Source organism: uncultured Parabacteroides sp., from assembly GCF_905196875.1.
Classification (GTDB): Bacteria; Bacteroidota; Bacteroidia; order Bacteroidales; family Tannerellaceae; genus Parabacteroides.
In genome coordinates this window covers 1-16,484 of the sequence record NZ_CAJJWO010000060.1, presented here as the reverse complement: position 1 = coordinate 16,484, position 16,484 = coordinate 1, and the positions used below count along the sequence as shown (strand labels likewise).

Sequence of the window (16,484 nt, the reverse complement as noted above, 5' to 3'; positions counted from 1 at the left end):
TTGCCGGATCATTCTAAAAAGGCTTCCGCTCTTCCCGGAGAGAACAATTCCCACAAAGAAGCAACTGTCCATCCGGGAGCAAATATGTCATTATAATATCCCTTGCCATTCTTTCCGTAATCCCAATTGGTATGTTGTACAACTTCCGGATAATATCCCCTTTTGGCAACCCCACACATATGTCCTTCGTAAGGTAACAACTGACGCATGGAGGTGCTGATAACCTCAGCGAAGGTGGAGAAGCGATCTTCTTTATACTCTTTTGATAACCAATGGAGAACGTCTACAAAATCGAAAATAAAGACATCGATATGGTTGTTTTCGACAGAAACATTTCCCCATCCGCGGGTTTGCAGCCCTATGTCACCTAACATTTGTCCGGGAGCAAAAGGCACATCCCAGGTATAATACCATGACAGGGCAAAGTAGGCAGCTTTCTTTGCTAATCCTGCGTAATGAGCACGTTCAGATCCTTTGGTAGCCAGGGCTAAGTAATAAGCAGCCGTAGAAGCATACAGGGAAGCCTCTTTATCTTCGCAATTGGCATCCAACGTAGAAGAGAAATAATCAGACTTTGAGATCAGTTCATTTTCCAGATAATTGACAGAACGTTTGGCAGCTTCCAGATAACGTTTGTCTTTAAAGTATTTAGAAGCCATTACCAATGGTAAAGTAGCTGATGGCGTACTACCACCACTTTTATCAACGATGGAGAAATCATCTTTGAATTTACGAGGGAAGCTACCGTCCTCGTTCTGCAAACGCAGGAAGCTATCCAGCATACCTTTGATACGTTGTTCCCATTGCAGATGCTTACGACCCCGTTCTCTTTCGTAATTAAGATAATAAAGCACGGCGTATACTCCTTCCGACTGGCGACGGATACTATGTGTACCTTCTACTTCATCGCGTTGGTAGTAGATGACCTCGTTAAAAAATCCAGCATCGGAAAAACCGTTGGTCAAGTATGTGTCAAAGATAGCGTTAGCGCTTTTAACCAATTCGGGACGCTGTTGCTGCTCGCCGTATTCAAGGGCATTAAATGCGTTGAGCAGGGTACGGCCGACGAAACCAACTTCGGCAGTTCCGGTATTCTTGCAGGTAGCAGTTTCCATATGCACGCCGGAATAATAATGTGTCGGCTTATCGCTCACATAGCTTTCTACAAAGAAATTACTCATTACCTCTTTCATTTTTTCGGGAGAATAGGCAGTCTCCACCGGTTGCGGACAGTTGGTGTCGAAACTGTATTCCCAAGCCTGGCGAACGCATTCGGAAAAGTCGGAAGCAGCAAATTCGTTTACTTCCCAGGTCAACGAGATGCTTTCGCCTTTACGAAGCAGCTGGAAAGCTTCTATTTCAGGGGCAAGGGTCAATTTACGAATGTATGTTTTCGGTGCTTCCCGGTACGGGAAACCGAAAGAGAGGGAAGCTATTCCCGATACATTTTCAAAACCGGTGAAACCAATCGATGTATTTCCGGAAAGGATCACTTCACCTTCTTTATGAGTCGTCAGAGCATCTGTTTCGAAATCATCGAGACGAATAACAGAGATCGTTTTCTGGTTACGGGCATCGAAGATGGCTGTGAGAGGTGTACTCAGACGGTCTTCTCGTACGATCCAACTATCGGATGTATGGAAAGAAGGCGCTTTCTCCGGTGAACGCAGGTTACGACGATACCAGAACCCCGGGAGATAGAACTGACAGTCGTCGTGGTTGAACCCTGTCTTGATCTGTTCTGCATAGTTAAACCAAATATCTTCAAATGCAGTGATACAAACTGTTATTTGTTGTTTTCCATCCTTATTCTCTACTTTCTGATAGATAGAAAGCGGAAGTTTACCAGCCGGAAGCAGTTGGTAATCGAAATAGTTATTTTGTAACTTCTGTAAAGTCAACGGATATTGTTCAGCATCATTTCCGGGGACTTTGAGAAAAATAGACGCTTTCACATTTTCCGGTGAGTAATTCACCGCCCCTCCACTGATCGTGCCGATCAGGAGCAGTAGGCAATAGGTTAGATTTTTAATCTTCATAATTATATTTATAAAAGTTATAATACAGTTTTTTGAAAATATATTTCTCTTTGCATGGTATTAGTATTCTGCCTGAAACTTTCGGTTACAAATGTATTTCTATCTATTAAAAAGAACTGCAACAATCTTACCAATTAATGCAATTATATAATCAAAACCGCCCCAGAAAGGGTTATAGAGGTAGTTATTTCACAAAATCCTTAGGTAGAATACCAAACTGTTTCTGGAAACACTTGGCGAAATAAGAGGGGGTATTGAAGCCTACCATATAGCATATCTCGTTCACTTTACATTCTCCCTCCTTCAATAATTGAGCTGCTTTTTTCAATCGTTCCAAACGGATATAATCATTAGGAGTCATATCCAATAATCCTTTTATCTTACGGTTCAGGCTTGAACGGCTCATGTTCAACAAACCGGCCATATCATCCAAGCTAAAGTCCGGATTTTGCAGATTAGCGAGAACAATATCATTCAAAGACTTTAGAAAAGCTTCGTCTGCCTTTGTCATCGCCATCGTATTTATCTGAACAAACGGAGACTGGGCAAATGCGGTATGCAGCTTCTCCCTATTTAACAGCAGGTTAGAGATGCATACTTTCAGATATTCCACAGAAAAAGGTTTATCTATATAAGCATCCGCACCAGATTTCAGACCTTCTATTTTCGATTGCATAGTAATCTTTGCCGTCAATAGAATAATAGGGATATGACTGTAACTCAAATTGGATTTGATATGATCACATAGCTCCAGACCATCCATTTCCGGCATCATTATATCTGAGACAATCAGACTAACAACATTGTTTTCTAGAATATTCAAGGCCTCCGCTCCATTAGACGCTGTTAACACTGAGTATGTAGAAGATAATTGTTTTGTAACAAACGACAACATCTCCTGGTTATCTTCTATTATTAATACAGTGTAACGGTTTTGTTTGTCAGTTGGAAGAAGATCATCGCTTGAAGAATCTTTATTTTCCAAGTCATTATTTAATATAGCAATCGTTTGCTTCTGATTGGCCGGTAAAGTCAAAAGAAAACAGTTATGCTCCGCAGAATTATCCATACGTAATGTCCCATCATGGAACTCAGCCAATGAACGTGCCAAAGCCAAGCCAATACCTGTACCTGACGCTATACGGGATATTCCGTCTTTGTATTGAACAAAGGGCTCAAAAATCTTTTCCCGCATTTCCTCAGGGATTACATCACCATCATTACAAACAGATAAAACAAATATTCTATCTGTTTCATTCTCCGACAACTTAACGTGAATATACGTATCGGCATATTTTACCGCATTTGTGAGCAAATTGCTTATTATTTTCGTCAATCCTTCACGATCTACCGAAGCATATAGTTTATCGGGACTATCGATTGTAAATACCAATCCTTTCTGACGGGCCAAAGGAGTAAAACGAGTATAAGTTTGCTGCAAAATATCCGAGACATTACAATCGACAAAGTTCAGTTTAAACCCTTGAGTTTCTGTTTTCCTAAAATCAAGCAGCTGATTGACCAGATCCAACAGGCGATTTGTGTTCAAGTCCATAATTTCCAGATCATCACGGATCTCACTAGATACATTCGGAGAGAATAAGACATTTTCTAACGGACTTTTTATTAATGTCAAAGGCGTACGAATCTCATGGGCTACATTCGTGAAAAAGTCGATCTTGGCAGTATATAACTCCCGTTCCTTTTCCCGCTCAAACTTTTCCATAGCTTGCTGATGCTTCTGTCGATTCCTCTTCCTGAAATAACAGATAATTCCTGCGACAGAAAAAAAGAACAACAACAAATATAATAGGTACGCCCAAGTTGATAAATAAAAAGGAGGTGATATATGAATCTTTAAAACACGCTCAGTTTCATTCCACAAGCCGTCACTATTCGAACCTTTCAGTCTAAACGTATAAGTTCCATAAGGTAAATTCGAATAATTGATTAATGCATTCCGTTCCACCGTGTACCACCCTTTATCAAATCCGTCCAATTTATAATGCAATTGGTTCATTTCAGGAGCCTGATAGCTCAATGCCGCCACATGAAACGAGAATGAATTCTGGTCAGCATCCAGCTCAATCTTTTCCAAACAAGTGATACTTTTTTCTAAAGGAGAAGCATCACGGTTTACAGGTAGCCGCTTATTAAACAAAAAGAAATCTGTAATAACAACCGGTGGAATTATTTTATTCTCAGCAAATGTTGTCGGGTTAAATGTTATAAATCCATTTATACTACCGAAATAAAGATGTCCTTTCTCATCTTTATAACCGGACTGGTAATTGAACTGGTTGCTTAGCAAACCGTTCGATGTAGTATAAGTCCGCATATAATTTGTATCCGGATTAAAACAGATCAGTCCATTATTGGTTGTTAACCACAAATTCCCCTGATTATCTTCCAGCATCTTATAGATAATATTGCAGGGAAAGCCTTTCGACATATCATAACGGGTAAAGTTTTCCGTTTGCGGATTGAAATAACAAAAACCTGCTCCCTGAGTCATAAACCATAAACGTTTCTGGCTATCTTCATAAATATCGATAACCTTGTCATATGGTAAAGATGTTGTATCAGCACTGTTATTTATAAAATTCTTCCATTCTTTCCGATTGATATCGTAACGGAAAACACCATTTGAATAAGTAGCCAACCATAAGTTTCCATGAAAATCTTCCAGGATCTTATAAACAAACACATTGGTTAATTCGGGGATACGTGTGAAATAGTCTGTCGTTCGATTGTATTTTAATAACCCAGAGGTAGTACCGATCCATAAATTGCCGGTAGTAGCTCTACAAATAGAAAAAATATTATTTGCATTCAATGAGTATTCTTCAGTTCCTTTTTGATAATGTTTGAGCTGCTTCGTTTTCAGGTTTATACGATTTAAACCACCGGAAAAGGTTCCTACCCATAAGTAATCGCCATCCAGACATAGACCATGGATATTATTACAAATCAAAGGATGTAGAAACGGTTGTATAGATCCTGTTGCCGGATCGAAATTAAACAATCCCTTATCTTCCGTTCCAATCCATAAAGAACCATCATCGCTTCTACAAAACTCCCGAACACGACGTCCAAATGTCCTTAGACCTTCCCGTGGATAAAACTTTTCAAAATAAGTTCGCTGATAAGGATAATAATTGACTCCACCAAAATAAGAGCCAATCCACATTCCTCCCTCATTATCGCGACATAAAGAATAAATCGCATTGTCAGCTAAAGCATAAGTATCATTCTCTTCAGATGCAGCCAAATGAATTTCAGTTTCATTCTCCAGATCATAAATATATAAACCAGACTCTGTCCCTATCCACAATTCCCTATCCGATTTGAACTCTAAATCCCGAACATAATATGATAATAGGCGACGTACTTTACCTGTTGTCATATTTATCTCTGTCAATCCATTAGAAGAACCGACATATATACAGTTATGAGGACCAACCACCTGGGTATTAATTATATCTCCCTTAAACGGTTCATTACCATCTGTATCTTTAAAAGGTCTAAGCTCCGTTTTAAAATTATTATCTGTATAATATAGGTTATCGTCGTATAAACCAACCCAACAAGTGTTTCCATTAAACCAGAAACGGGTTACATTAGGCAGCTTATTATCATGTTTATCCTTTTGAAGGTAATTTATCAGTTGTTTATGGCTGTAACAGAACAAGCCTTGATAATCGACGGAAATCCAGATTGCATTATTCTCATCCTCCGTAATCATCGTCACTGCCCGTTCAATGATATTCCCAGTATCGCTTATTACATCAAAATGAGTAAAAGCCTCCAATACCGGATCATATACAAATACACCGGCATCGGTTCCCACCCAAATAGAACCCTCCTTATCTTCATAAAGTGCCGTTATAAAATTATTTCCCAGATCAGACTCTTCCTTCTTGAAGATACGAAAAGACAAACCATCAAAACGATTTAAGCCGTCTTTAGTTCCAAACCACAAAAAACCCTGCTTATCCTGTAAAATAGCATTCACTGTATTTTGTGAAAGACCATCCTTTATATCTAATGTTTTAAAGTAATAGTTTATATTGTTCTGGGCATGAAGAGTAAAAACACACAGAATACAAATATAAAAAATCAGCTTTAAAACAGAAGATATCCTCATAATATCATATTGGAATTAAATTTACAATTTGTATTCTTCTATCTTACGATACAAAGTTGTCAGACCAATTCCCAACAGACGGGATGTTTCGGTTTTGTTGCCATTTGTGTATTTTAAAACCTTTTGGATATGCACTTTTTCAACTCCACTCAGGTCGAAACCGGAATAAGAGCCGGTGCTTGTGATTTCAGAATGTTGCAAATTCAACGGGAGAGAGTCGGGAGTTAGCATATTGCCATCGGCGATAATCAAACTGCGTTCCACTACGTTGCGAAGTTCGCGCACATTACCTTTCCAGCTGTGTTGCTTCAGGATATTAATATATTCCGGCGAAATCGTTTGAATCGCTTTTCCCATTTTCGTTGAAAGAGAATCTACAAACGATTTTATATGAAGTGGTATGTCTTCAATACGTTCACGGAGTGGTGGCAGGTGAATCTGAAATACAGACAAACGATAGAATAAATCTTCACGGAAATGTCCTTCGGCAATCTCCTTTGACAAATCCCGGTTGGTAGCTGCTATTATACGTACATTTACTTTGATAGGACGCGTATCTCCTATTTTTATAAACTCACCGGTTTCGAGTATACGCAGTAACTTCGCCTGCAAATCGAAAGCCATTTCTCCTATTTCATCCAAAAAGATCGTTCCGTTGTTCGCTTCTTCAAATAACCCTTTTGTATCCTTCACAGCGCCGGTAAATGCTCCTGCTTTATGGCCAAACATTTCACTCTCCAATAAATCACGACTGAAAGACGAACAGTTGATTGCCACAAACGCTTTCCCTTGTCGACTGCTAGCCTGATGGATGGATTGTGCAAAGACTTCTTTACCAGTACCTGTTTCACCAGTCAGCAAAACGGGAACATTGGTCTGAGCCACTTTTTGGGCCAATGCAATCGCTTCCAGAATAGCCGGAGACTTTCCTACAATTGTATTAAACGAATACTGTTGACCTACAGTGGATTTTGAGACTTTTGCCAGACAATAGGCAGCCATTGCTTTTTCCGTTGCCTTAGCGATCAAAGGAAGAATTTTATTATTGTCGTCACCTTTAGTTATATAATCAAAAGCTCCGTTCTTTATGGCTTGCACGCCATCCGGTATATTTCCGTGTGCAGTCAATAAGATTACTTCGGAAAGAGGGCGCAACTTCTTCAATTCTGTAACCAACTCCACACCACTCCCGTCGGGTAGTCGAACGTCACATAATACGACTTCCGGACTATACTGTTCCAGTTGTTTTAATCCTGCTTTGCAACAGGAAGCCTGAAGGACTTCGTACCCCTCTAGTTCAATAATACGTGACAATAAATTTAAAATCTGTTTCTCGTCGTCAATGATCAATACTTTTCCCATCTCGCTTGGTTTCTGAAAACAACGGCAAATGTACAATATTATTCGTTTCTGCAAGAAAGCTATATATATAATATGAAATCTAAAGCAGACTGATCAAGGCTTGTTTATTCAATATTTTTACTTTTCCACGGGAAATACTGATAAAGTTACTATCGACCAGTTTGCCTATTTCTTTGGATAGAGCCGGCCGCGTTACACCGAAATATTCAGCTAACTGTACCTGATTGTGTTCCATATCCACTACATCTTCTCCCTCTTTCAGGTGATCCAATAAATAATAAATATAGCGGCTACGGATTCCACGGAAAGACAATACACGAAGACGAGTCATAGTACATTTATTACAACTCGTGCTTACACATAGAAAGTTATGGAGCAATAGAGGCATTGAATGCATCATCTTAAAAAAAGAGTCTTTGGCTATCTTCATCAGTACGACGTCTTCCTCCACAGAGAATGTGGCAGGAAATAGATTCTTTTCAGAAAAGACATGCGGTGTTGCAAAGGTTCGTGGGGCTTGGATCACCTCTACCCGGACTTCCACTCCGGACACATCGACAACATCAACGTTCAGTTTGCCTTCCAGCAATACATGTATGGCCTGGCAGGGAGATCCCTGATGGATAATAGTTTTTCCTTTTGGGTAATTTTCCAGCGTATACTCAAGATTTTCAAGGAAGTCTTCCTGCATCTTCTGCGTAAAGTTCCTGAAAAGCGGTATTTTAAAGATATCGGTTATGTTCATTCAGTATCGATTTAGTGTCGGAAATGTTTACACAAAGTTAAGAACATTTCCGACACTGACAAATCACCATTTCGCCATAAATATGCATGGGTTTATGTTTAACGACAGCCAACCCCAGTCTTGCCAACTGCCCTTACTGCCACCTTTTACAATTTCCATAGTTGAAGTACCGAACATTGTTGAATATCCGGCGGATAGTTTGACATCTTTCATGATCTGCCAGTCTACCTGAAGATCGATTTCAGAACCCAGACCACGATCCAACTTCACTTCATGATCTGTTAGAATATCGCTGGTAATTGAAAAATAATGATAAGCCAGTGATAAGTTTACTTTTGGAGAAGCTTTAAAGGCTGCTTTTATTTGATTATCCCACAGACCCGGATTAAGTCCATTTATAAAACCGGATGCATAGAAATAGTCCATTGCACCATAGAATTTATGATGAGTTCCATACAACGGGTCGAAAGCTTTGTATTTACTATCAGCTCCCGACGTATTGCTTTCACCGCTCAGATAGTCACTTCCAACGCCAACACTCCAATGAGAGTCGATCTTATAAGCAGCATTTAATGCCCAAAGGAAGGCTGAGACCTCACGGTCAGCTTTATTTTTTCCGAATTCATAATAGAGTGTTCCGGCAAAAGTCCAGTCGCCCGGTGTATAATATAGATTTGTACCTAGCAACTGCATGTATTTAGTATCAGACTTTTGGGTTTCCGGATTGCCCGCTTCCAGCCCTAAGTTCATGAACATAAAAGAAGCGTTGAATGCTTTGCTGCAAACGTGTTGATACCATAAGGTCTGCATGTTCTTATAAGGTTGGGCACCTGGGTTATAGTAAGTTCCGCCGATCGTTTTCTCATCATTCTGATTGAAGGCCAGAATCAAATGAAGTTTGTTCTGTTTATTTTCATATCCCAGTTTCAATGCATCATGATAACGGCCAGCAACGTTCCAGTCTAATCCTCCCAGAATGCGTTCGTCGTCATAAATCAATGATTGGCGGCCCAGTTTTGCAAAAATACCGTAACCAAAATCAAGCTGAGCCCAAGCTTCATTCAATATAAAACGTCCATTCTTATCGATCTGAGGATCTTGTCCCCATACGCCGACATGTTGTGCGGAAAGACCGATCGACAAGCGTTCGCGTTCATAATTCATCGACAGACGGGCACGATTATTGATAAACCCTGCTGCTTCCGCCCCTTCACTACGAGGGAATAAGACTCCATTCCGATATTCTGCCCGTGGACGTATCTGGGCACTCATGGAGAATGTGTTCTCCTTATCTTTAGCTGTTCCATTTTCATCAGCCTTCATCCACACCGAACCTAATAATAGTAATCCGGAAAATACAATCATCCGTTTTTTCATATCAATTATGTTTTAAGTTGTATAAACATGCACACTGTTTCCCTGTGCCGACGGCAGATAATTCACACCGAACCAACATACCTGCAGGAGAAGAAATGCAAACACCAATAACCCGAGAGCCGCCTTATATCGCGTGTGCCGATGAAGCCGGAAATGAATGTATAATAGATTTCCCAGCCACGTAGCAGCAGCCCATGTTTCTTTCGGGTCCCAGCCCCAGTAATGCCCCCAAGCCTCTTTGGCCCAGAGCGCCCCGAAGAGCATTCCGATAGTAAGGAAAGCGGTTCCTACATACACCAGATTATCACACAGGTTCATCACATTCGGATCAATTACAGTCTTCCTTGAACGAACCAATAAATAAATGGCAACGACAGTCGCAGCCCCCAGCATTGCATACGCAAACATATAGACAATAACGTGCGGAGCAAACCACGGACTTTGCAAAGCAGGCATCAACGTCTTGTTATGTATCTCCGGTTTAAAGACATTGATACAGATAAAGACGAATGACAAAACCGTACTAAACGATAAAATCCATTTATACCGCCAACGTATATACGTTATGATTCCGGCAACCGGCAGAAAGAAAGAATACCATAAGCGCGTCTCCCCCATTGTACGAAGCGGTGGACGTTCGAGCGACAACCACATTCCGACAATAAATGTCATAAAGATTACCAGCCCCAGGATTGTCCATAGAAGCACCAGCCCGGATCTATTCGGACGATATGCCATCGCTGCCCCTATCGACCAGCAAGCCACGGCAGGCAAAGCGAAATATATAAAATGACTCCATTCCATAATCACACAGTTTTTGTATCGTTAGCGGCTGTTTTCCCCTGCTTGTTGCCGGGAGCTAAAACAAAGAGACAGACAGAACCAAGCAACATCATCAGGATACCGATATATACGACTGGAAGCCATGGGTCCCTAACCAGTTCAAAAATACTGATACGACTCCATTTTCCTTTTGTTTCGTCATAACTAAGCTGATAGATTTTCCACCCTTCCATACTTAGCGGCTTGTTCACTTCGATAAGTGCATCTGTCTGTTCCCCGCTTTTAGTATAAACGGTAACTTCGGAAGCAAAACGTTTGGGCTCGCGTTCCGGCATCACCAGGCTTACAGAATCACTTAAGGGTAGAGAAACATACGGAAACATGAAACTGCCACAGCTGACCCACCCACTATTCTCCGTTCCGTCTATCCTATTCCGGGCTTTTACCATTAAAGCAGTAGTAGCACCTTCGGAGTGGAAAGCGACAAAGTTTAAGGTATCGATACTACGTACACAAGCTGCCAGCGGTAACGAATGGGTGACTTCAATATCCCAATCGAGCAAACTGCCGGAGAGGGGAGCATTTTCCACTAATACGTTTTCCGGGGTGTTTTCCGGCAAGGCTTTACCTGTCGTATTATCTATCGCTAATAGTTTGGGAGGGTATTCGTCGATCGTAAATGACTTCAGTTCGATAGCCAGAGGAAGTTCCACCATTTCACCGGTTTCGTCGATAGCTCGCCATTCGGGACCATCGAGGGAGGCTGTCATGCGGAGACGTTGCAGGTCACCGTTACCGAGGATAGCAGCCAACAGAGTGATGAAGAGGCCGGCATGATTTAATATAAAGGGCGTATCTTTCCAGCAGAAACGGCTTATCTTACGGATCGTGACCAATCCCAATACGGACAGGAAATAAAGGAACAGTAACATAAAAGGCCATGAAACCGTCATTTGCATGAAACCCAACCCTGACAGTAGCCCTCCGTGAGTAACCGTTGCGGAAGGAGCCATCTGCCGGGTCAGTCCCATGATGATAACCAAAACCATCCAGGCCGTCAAAGACGTAATACTCGCCGTCAGACTGTAAAACCATTGCAAGGCAACGGCTTTACGGCTCACGGCATAAATCATTATCAAAAGAAACAAGTACACTCCACCAGCTAAGGCATTGAGAGGATACTGGAAAAGCGTCGCATCCACCTTCCCGGTCGTCAGTTGCAGAACGACACCGGTAATAAACAGGCCGATACAAATAACCCACCCTTCGGTATATCCCCACGGTTGCTTCCACATAATCAGATCTTGTCTGCTAAACGTTTGTTTGCTTTTGCTTCTTTGATCCATTCAGGCACGACAGTGTTCAGGAACTTTTCTTTTGCCTGACGTTCGGAAGCGATATCCAAACCGATATACTGTTGTGCTTTATCTTTTGTCGAGATGTCCGGCATCGGAACTTCATCCGTATAACCCAATTTAGCCAATACTTTGGAAACTGCCAGGCGAGCCTGCATAGTCTTATCCAGACCATTGCCCAGAATACGCTGTATTTCTTGCGGAGCATGGAAAGAAGCACCATGAGAAGCCACTCCGAAGTCCCAACGCCATTGAGCCTGACGGATTAGCTGCAATACAGGAGCCATTTGTGCATCCGTAGCCCCCTTGTCCCAGGCAAACTTCGCTTCGATATGCGCTTTGGCCAGTTCTGCTTCCAGACGGTTACGCATTTCGTTTGCCTTGTTCTGGCGTTCATAAACGTTGTTGCGCAAAGTCTCTTCACTTTCGCGGTGGCAGACCTGACAAGTGCGGTCTATCATTGCCAGCGGGCTCATGATATGATGGTCGCTGTATTTCACACCGCCTTCGCTCTTGTACGGCATGTGACAATCGGCACAGGAAACACCACGCTGTCCGTGGATACCCATCATCGACAGTTCGTAATCAGGATGCTGCGCCTTCAGGATCGGTGCTTTGCTCAGTTTATGCGTATAATCGGCAAAGTCGGACTCATCGTAATAAGCTTCCATATCTTCCACCGTGAAACCTTTATCCCAGGGGAAAGTCAGATATTTACCATCGCCCTTGAAATAATATTCCACGTGGCACTGTGCACAAACCAACGAGCGCATTTCCTGCTGGGTCGCCTTGCTTATATCGCGTCCCTGGCGCTGGAAAGCCTCGATCAAAGCCGGACGGCTGATCTGCAGGTTCATTGTAGTCGGTTCGTGGCAATCAGCACAACCGATCGGATTCACGATCTCGTCACCCATAGCAGCCCATTTCGCCTTATAGAAATTATCCACACCTACGGCCTGCATCATACGAGGAACGTCCGGGCTCTTACAAGTCCAGCAAGTTGCCGGTTGAGGGCCTTCGTCGGGTGTCATCGGAGAACCTACACGCAGTGTATGACGCATATCGTCGATCGCATGCATGTGTCCGCGGGGAGAAGAATAGTCCTTGGAGAAAGCATATCCGGCCCATAAGATTACCATTTCGGGGCGTGCAGCCAGTACATCGACTGCCTGGTTACCGTTGTATTTACTCTGGAAGGACGTATCCATCGTTTGCGTCCATGTCTCGTATTCGCGCGGATAATTCGGTTGGAACTTTTCATTGACCGACTCGATACCTGTGATCTCTACCTTCTTATTATTCATAACACTGGCGATCTCCGCCCTCCGTTCATTGATCGAAGCGGCCAGCACGCCCAGTACAAAAACGACTATCATTGTTCCGGCGAACAATAACCAGCCTTGCCATGATTTAAGTCTCTTTTCCATATTCGTTGATTTTTATTTATTCGTTTTACTTCAGCATATCTTTCAGCCATTCAGGCGTATTGGTTTTCGGGTAAGGAACAATTGCCGACGGAGTCGACGAGAGACTGTTAAGCCCTCCGTGAGGCACTTCCCGGTGACAATCCCAGCAGGCTTTTCCTTCGCCGGCCATAGCCATTTCGTGATCGATACGGCCGGTGTTTACAAATTCCGTATTCAGTTGTGTGTGGCAACGGATACAATTGTTCATTATCACTTCCGCGCTTTCGTCTATCGCCTTAATTACCTGCGGTTCCCCACGCATCATGAATACGGAAGCGTGACGCATGCCGTCCATCCCCTTGAAGAACCATTTTTTCGCGGCATTTTCGTGTGGTACATGGCAATCGTTACAAGTGGCGTTCCGGCTATGCGAGCTATGACTCCAGGTGGCATAGTAAGGCCCCATGATATGGCAGTTCACACAAGTAGACGGCTCATCGGACAAGTAACTCCAGGCCCTCGATACATAAAATGTATAAAAGCCCAAACCACAAATTGCTCCTCCGGCGATAATAGCAAACAGCTTGTGTCGTTTCGTGGGAAGAATCGTGTTTATGATCTCTTTTATCTTCATACAGCCTTAATTATAGTTTAATTCTTCGCAAATATCTTAATTCGGATACAAGTAAAGTGTAATATATATTACATTGCACAAAAATTATTTGTCAAATGAGAAAGTTGATATTCATAGCAGTCTCCGCACTGCTGATTTGCACATCATGTGTAACGAAAAAGAAATACTTAGAGGCTGAAAACGGGCGGCTGGAAGCCATCGGCCGCGGGAATGCTTTGCAGGAACAGCTTGTCGACTGCAAAGATGCTGGTGACAAACTGAATGAGCGGTTGGCCTCACTGCAACGGGATACGGCACGGTTGGGTAGTAATATCCGCAATTACCAGACGATGCTGAACTCAAACATGACACAGCAGGAGAAATTGAACAGCCTGCTCAGCCAGAAAATGGAGGAGTTGAATGAACGGGAACGGACGATCAACGAACTGCAGGATATGATCAATGCTCAGAATGAAAAGGTACAGCGGTTATTGAGCAGTGTAAAGGATGCATTGTTGGGTTTCAGCAGTGATGAGTTGACCATTACGGAGAAGGATGGCAAAGTGTACGTTGCAATGTCGGATAAGTTATTATTCGAATCGGGTAGCGCCCGCGTGGACAAGCGCGGCAAGGAGGCACTAGCGAAGTTGGCGGAAGTCCTCAACAAACAGACGGATATAGATGTATATATCGAAGGACATACGGACAGCAAGCCGATCAATACGGCACAGTTCAAGGATAACTGGGATTTGAGCGTGATACGTGCGACATCGGTTGTTCGTATTCTGACGAAGGATTACGGAGTGAATCCGTTGCAGATACAGCCTAGCGGACGGGGCGAATATATGCCTGTCGCCGACAATGAATCGGCTGACGGACGCAGCAAGAACCGCCGTACGGAGATTATTATGGCTCCGAAGCTGGACAAGCTCTATCAAATTTTACAGTAGGTGTTACTTTTCTCTTGACAGAATAGTAACTAAAAGATCAAGGCTGCACCGGCTTCGCTGCTACAGTGAAAGACTCTCCTATCCTATTCTTGACTTTTGAGAGTTAAAGAAAAAATCTGCGCCCCCTGCCTCTTTGTGTTGTAGAGAAAAAGGTTTTGGCAAGAGGCAGGGAACGGATAATCCAGGATCCTATCGCCTTAGGATTTCCGTTTTTTAGCGCAGATATGTATTCAGGATCTTCACAGAACCTTTATATCGATCGGTTTCGACGGATGGTTATTCATACCGTTCCCGACTGCATTCACTATGTCTTTTGAAAAAGCGCTCGCAGTTATGGCAGCAATGAACCGGCTCATTCTATCACGGGACGATCGTCATCACCGCCACTGTCTCCGGGAAATGGGGTGTTGCTCTTACCACTGTCGAGTTTACCGCCGGCATTCTTGCCGTAACGATCGGATAGTTTGATACGGTATTCGTCAATCATGGCGTTCCACCAGATAAAAAGGTCGAAATATTTGTCATTACCATTGCGGCGAGTGTAAGAATTCAGTTCGTCCACCAATTCCTCGTATGCCTTGCAGAGATCTATACGGGTTAGTTCCGGCTTGCGGGGACGGTTCCTTAATCCGGCCTGTGTAATCTTTTTATTGACAAATTCCGCACTTTCGGTATTAATTGTTTTAAGGGAGGCCAACTGGTCGGTAAGTCCAAGCAGCGATACTTTTTCTTTATAGATATCTGATTCAAGCAGTTGAATGAAAAGATCGGTATCCTGCATCAGATTTTCGATTGAGAGATTACGGCATTTTCTAAAACCGCTGCCTGCTGCCCACAAAGAAATTGCCGCCCTGCGTTTTTCGTCGATACGTGATTTTTTGTAACCGTCTATAACGCGGAAAATGACGCTCCGGTTATCTATATTCTCATTTTTCAATCTCTTGACTTCTGCTGTATATTCATTTACAGAACGTTTGACGATGCTGTATGCATAATCGTCCGTACAGGTACTAAAAATATCGAAAAACGATTTAACCGGCTCAACGACTCCGTCGGTATTATTCATTTTCAGAACGATTGCTTTTGCTGCATCTAATAATTCGCCGTTTCTTAAACGTGATTTCGGGAAAGACTGAATCTTAGCCATAATTGTATTCTTTTTTAGATGAATAAAATTGGTTATATATGTTTCCCCGTAATATTACGGTTCAACTAGTTTTGGTAAAAATTGCCGTCGTAGGGATACGAAGTAGCAAAAAAGATTAAATTGGCCATTTCGTACATCTACGGAGAGGTGAAAAATGCTGTTTAACATATTCCGTAGGCCTACGGAAAGGTAAAAAATGCCGTTGAACATATTCCATATATCTACGGAGTTGCAAAAATATGTTTTTAGCTTCTCCATAGGCATACGATGAATATTTCACAATAAAATTTGCATATCCGTAGAGGTTTGGTGAGTATTTTCGGGATAAGCGAATTTCATCGATCGATTTTTTCGACGGATTATCAATGCGAAACTTCTGACCATAGAACTTCGGCGAATATTGACTTAGGGTTGCAGTGGGATTTGCAAAGCGAAGGAATATTTGTTTTTGTGCTCTTTTGGGTTTGTTTATGTTATTTATTAGCATCAGCAAATCGTTAAATTGTCTTTATCTGGCCAGTGAAAAAATGGCGAGTAAAAACGGTCGTTTTTTTTAGTCA

At 42.4% G+C, this 16,484-nt stretch carries 11 protein-coding genes; 1 reads left to right on the top strand and 10 read right to left on the bottom strand.

All coding sequences use genetic code 11. From position 1 onward, the window contains the following. Window positions 1-8: 8 nt before the first annotated feature. The 9 genes from QZ076_RS16720 to nrfH form a co-directional block, all read right to left on the bottom strand. Window positions 9-2,039, bottom strand: a complete 2,031-nt coding sequence (locus QZ076_RS16720; RefSeq protein WP_293714941.1) for a hypothetical protein — start codon at window positions 2,037-2,039, stop codon at window positions 9-11. A gap of 184 nt (window positions 2,040-2,223) precedes the next feature. Beyond that, on the bottom strand, window positions 2,224-6,186 hold the full coding sequence (locus tag QZ076_RS16715) for a hybrid sensor histidine kinase/response regulator transcription factor (protein ID WP_293714938.1): 3,963 nt from the start codon (window positions 6,184-6,186) through the stop codon (window positions 2,224-2,226). Between the two features lie 21 nt (window positions 6,187-6,207). Beyond that, on the bottom strand, window positions 6,208-7,548 hold the full coding sequence (locus tag QZ076_RS16710; RefSeq protein WP_293714935.1) for a sigma-54 dependent transcriptional regulator: 1,341 nt from the start codon (window positions 7,546-7,548) through the stop codon (window positions 6,208-6,210). A 79-nt stretch (window positions 7,549-7,627) separates the two neighbouring features. Then, the gene (locus tag QZ076_RS16705; protein ID WP_293714932.1) at window positions 7,628-8,293 is read right to left on the bottom strand and encodes a Crp/Fnr family transcriptional regulator; all 666 of its coding nucleotides are present in this window, start codon (window positions 8,291-8,293) and stop codon (window positions 7,628-7,630) included. Between the two features lie 63 nt (window positions 8,294-8,356). Continuing rightward, window positions 8,357-9,670, bottom strand: a complete 1,314-nt coding sequence (locus QZ076_RS16700; protein WP_293714930.1) for an alginate export family protein — start codon at window positions 9,668-9,670, stop codon at window positions 8,357-8,359. Between the two features lie 12 nt (window positions 9,671-9,682). Beyond that, window positions 9,683-10,474: a cytochrome c biogenesis protein CcsA gene (ccsA, locus tag QZ076_RS16695; RefSeq protein WP_293714927.1), complete on the bottom strand. Its 792-nt coding sequence runs from the start codon at window positions 10,472-10,474 to the stop codon at window positions 9,683-9,685. A gap of 2 nt (window positions 10,475-10,476) precedes the next feature. Then, window positions 10,477-11,748, bottom strand: coding sequence for a cytochrome c biogenesis protein ResB (locus QZ076_RS16690; RefSeq protein ID WP_293714924.1), 1,272 nt, complete (start codon window positions 11,746-11,748; stop codon window positions 10,477-10,479). A gap of 2 nt (window positions 11,749-11,750) precedes the next feature. After that, window positions 11,751-13,235 (bottom strand): ammonia-forming cytochrome c nitrite reductase, encoded by a 1,485-nt coding sequence (gene nrfA / locus QZ076_RS16685; RefSeq protein WP_293714922.1) that lies wholly within the window; start codon window positions 13,233-13,235, stop codon window positions 11,751-11,753. A gap of 25 nt (window positions 13,236-13,260) precedes the next feature. Further along, window positions 13,261-13,848: a cytochrome c nitrite reductase small subunit gene (gene nrfH, locus QZ076_RS16680; protein WP_293714920.1), complete on the bottom strand. Its 588-nt coding sequence runs from the start codon at window positions 13,846-13,848 to the stop codon at window positions 13,261-13,263. Between the two features lie 95 nt (window positions 13,849-13,943). On the opposite strand from nrfH, the gene QZ076_RS16675 reads away from it, so the two are divergent. Continuing rightward, window positions 13,944-14,777, top strand: coding sequence for an OmpA family protein (locus QZ076_RS16675; RefSeq protein WP_293714918.1), 834 nt, complete (start codon window positions 13,944-13,946; stop codon window positions 14,775-14,777). A 352-nt stretch (window positions 14,778-15,129) separates the two neighbouring features. Here QZ076_RS16675 and QZ076_RS16670 read toward each other — a convergent pair whose 3' ends face one another. After that, entirely contained in the window at window positions 15,130-15,924 is a 795-nt protein-coding gene (locus QZ076_RS16670; RefSeq protein ID WP_293714916.1) for a DUF6261 family protein, read from the bottom strand. Window positions 15,925-16,484 lie beyond the last annotated feature (560 nt).